This window comes from Cribrihabitans neustonicus (assembly GCF_048820895.1).
Classification (GTDB): Bacteria; Pseudomonadota; Alphaproteobacteria; order Rhodobacterales; family Rhodobacteraceae; genus Cribrihabitans_A; species Cribrihabitans_A neustonicus.
The window spans coordinates 1-2,528 of the sequence record NZ_JBMERQ010000033.1 but is presented as its reverse complement, the minus strand read 5'-3'; the positions used below and the strand labels follow the sequence as shown (position 1 = coordinate 2,528).

General features: G+C 57.2%; 5 protein-coding genes. 3 read left to right on the top strand and 2 right to left on the bottom strand.

Annotated features, from left to right (window positions below):
• Positions 1 to 153: 153 nt before the first annotated feature.
• Positions 154 to 528 carry an HNH endonuclease gene (locus ACOHWE_RS20080; RefSeq protein ID WP_420668514.1) on the bottom strand — a complete coding sequence of 125 codons (375 nt, stop codon included), beginning with the start codon at positions 526 to 528 and terminating at the stop codon, positions 154 to 156.
• A complete protein-coding gene (locus ACOHWE_RS20075) occupies positions 525 to 1,769 on the bottom strand; it encodes a DUF5906 domain-containing protein (protein ID WP_420668513.1) in 1,245 nt (414 codons plus the stop codon). The genes ACOHWE_RS20080 and ACOHWE_RS20075 overlap by 4 nt, the downstream gene beginning before the upstream one ends.
• 33 nt (positions 1,770 to 1,802) lie before the next feature.
• Here ACOHWE_RS20075 and ACOHWE_RS20070 point away from each other — a divergent pair, with 33 nt between their 5' ends.
• Genes ACOHWE_RS20070 through ACOHWE_RS20060 form a run of 3 tightly spaced genes read left to right on the top strand, consistent with a single transcriptional unit; the run spans position 1,803 to position 2,375 of the window.
• Entirely contained in the window at positions 1,803 to 1,958 is a 156-nt protein-coding gene (locus ACOHWE_RS20070) for a hypothetical protein (protein ID WP_420668512.1), read from the top strand.
• 47 nt (positions 1,959 to 2,005) lie between these two features.
• The gene (locus ACOHWE_RS20065; RefSeq protein WP_420668516.1) at positions 2,006 to 2,269 is read left to right on the top strand and encodes a hypothetical protein; all 264 of its coding nucleotides are present in this window, start codon (positions 2,006 to 2,008) and stop codon (positions 2,267 to 2,269) included.
• Complete coding sequence (locus ACOHWE_RS20060; protein ID WP_420668515.1) at positions 2,247 to 2,375, top strand: HNH endonuclease; 129 nt, start codon at positions 2,247 to 2,249, stop codon at positions 2,373 to 2,375. The genes ACOHWE_RS20065 and ACOHWE_RS20060 overlap by 23 nt, the downstream gene beginning before the upstream one ends.
• Positions 2,376 to 2,528: the final 153 nt, after the last annotated feature.

The following is a 2,528-nucleotide window of genomic DNA, read 5'->3' as shown; positions in this document are numbered from 1 at the left end:
ACACAAGAAAACAAGCTCCCGCCGCACCCGTTAGCCCCGAAAAGGCCCCCGGTTTCGGCCCCAGTGTCTTGGCGTGCTGTTAGCCGCTTCAGAACGGGTGTTTAGGGTGGGTCGGGAGGCCCCCAGTATACCGCTGGAGGCGATCGCCACGGGTTAGAGCAAGCTGAAGTCCACACCGTTTGCCCAATGTTCCCAGTCGTCGCGCTTGTTATCCGCCGCTGACCCCTCGATCAGATGCTCTGGCCGACAGCACAGTTCGTTACCGCACCGATGCCGCACCATCGTCGTCGTCCCGATGACCGCCCCGTTGACGACACAGTAGACGAACCTCGCCGCCGCTACCTGCCGCCCCCGGAACCGCATCTTGGGCCGTCCCTGAGTGGCTGTCACCCAGCACCCGTTCTCATCCTCCACCGTCTGCGCTAGGAGGGAGTTGGCCCTCGCAAGGGCCTCCTCGTAGTGATTGTTGATGACGTCCAGCAGCCAAAGCTCGCTATCGTCTTGAAGTTCGAAGTACACATCCTTCATTCGATGATCTCCACTTCTCCGAATGGACCGTCACGGTCGAGATAGTCGCTGACGCGCACCGGCTCGAAGTCAGGCCCATAGATCTTCCCACGCTCGATCCAGTATCCAGGCTTGACCCAGATCGCTCGTGCAAAGTCTTTGCCACCCCATTTGACCTTGGTTTTCTCCCATTCGAGGTCATCCATGAGATGCTTGGTTTGGTTCATGTTTGCATTGAGGTTCTTACGAACGAACTCAACCACGTCCGCTTCAGGCAGAACAACAAGGCCGGAGTCGTTGAGCAGTTCCTCAAGCTGGTCGACGATGGTCTGGCGGCTAGCCTGCTGAAGCCGCTTCATAATCGGCGTCTGATGGTCAGCGATGTTCAGGCTCTTGGCATTGAAGTTCTCAGGAATCTCCCTCTGCATCAGCGCGTTATAGAGCCTCGCCACGTTTGCCGGTTCATCCAGGAATTCATGCACTCGACCAACAAGCGATGAGAACTCATTGGCTCGAGGGCCACCCGACCGGCCATCGTGGTTTACGTCGATGACCAAGTAGCGCCGTTCGCCTTCCTCCATCCACGTCGGTGCGTAGTTCGAAGTAAACAGGAAACAGCAGCACTGCTTGGCCCGCTCAGCCTCGAGACCTTTCCGTTCGATGAGCACGTGCGGATCGGTGATGAAAGTCTTGATAGCATTCGCCTGAGTCGACCCTGGTTTGATTTGAGTTTCCTCGCAGATCACCAGCTTGCTCGTGAGAACAGTCGAGTTGAACTGCTGAGTAAGCTTGCTGATGTTGTTCTGCGTGACCGAGTTACGGACCCCGAAAAGCTCGGTGAGGATGCGAGCGGTGGTGCTTTTACCTGTGCCTTTGCCACGTGAGTAGAGGAACGGCGCCCATGCTGGCTTGTCTCCTTCGTTCTGCAGGCTCCAAGCAGTCCAGTTCAAGAAAGCTTCGCGGTCCTGCTCGTTCTGGAAGAATTGATCGAAGAACTCGCCAATGACGTCGAGGTCAGCGGAGTTCACCTTGAGGCTCCGATACTCTGGTTCGCTCCAGGTGTTGGCGGAAACCGTGCCCCGCTTCATGACGATGCGGTTAGGATTGCCCGGTTCGCAGATGGTGGCGCCACTCCAAACCTGAAGGCTGCGCGCCCGGTCAGTGTGCCGTGTGTCGATGAGCAACTTGAACAGCGACTTGATCATGCCGTTACTCAGGGGAGGGTTCGGATGCTCCTCCGCAATCAGGTTCAGAATCTTCATCTCAACGTCCACGCGTGACAGCGGTGTGCCCAGATGCTCGATGTCGTAGAACTTGTTATCGCGGCGAACGATCTAGCTGCCGTAGGTTGCGGCGAGGAATTTGACGTGCTTGATGTCTTCGGTGGTGGGCGCAGTGTGCTTGTTGATTGTCATTATTATTATTCTCCAATCAATCATGCCGCCGACTGATGCTTCATGGCCCTTGGAGAGAGCGAACTTGGGTTGGCTTCAGGGCAATGAAATCGGCGAAATATTCGTATGTTCTCTCCATTAGTGTGCCCTGGAAGAACATGGGGGTGAATTTGAGCGCCAAACCCCTTATTTTTATGGTCGAAACGGAGATTGGAGAGCTGCTGCGCAAAATGCTGGGTGACAGCCACTCAGGGACGGCCCAAGATGCGGTTCCGGGGGCGGCAGGTGGCGGCGGCGAGGTTCGTCTACTGTGTCGTCAACGGGGCGGTCATCGGGACGACGACGATGGTTCGGCATCGGTGCGGTAACGAACTGTGCTGTCGGCCAGAGCATCTGATCGAGGGGTCAGCGGCGGATAACAAGCGCGACGACTGGGAACATTGGGCAAACGGTGTGGACCTCAGCTTGCTCTAACCCGTGGCGATGGCCTCCAGCGGTATACTGGGGGCCTCCCGACCCACCCTAAACACCCGTTCTGAAGCGGCTAACAGCACGCCAAGACACTGGGGCCGAAACCGGGGGCCTTTTCGGGGCTAACGGGTGCGGCGGGAGCTTGTTTTCTTGTGT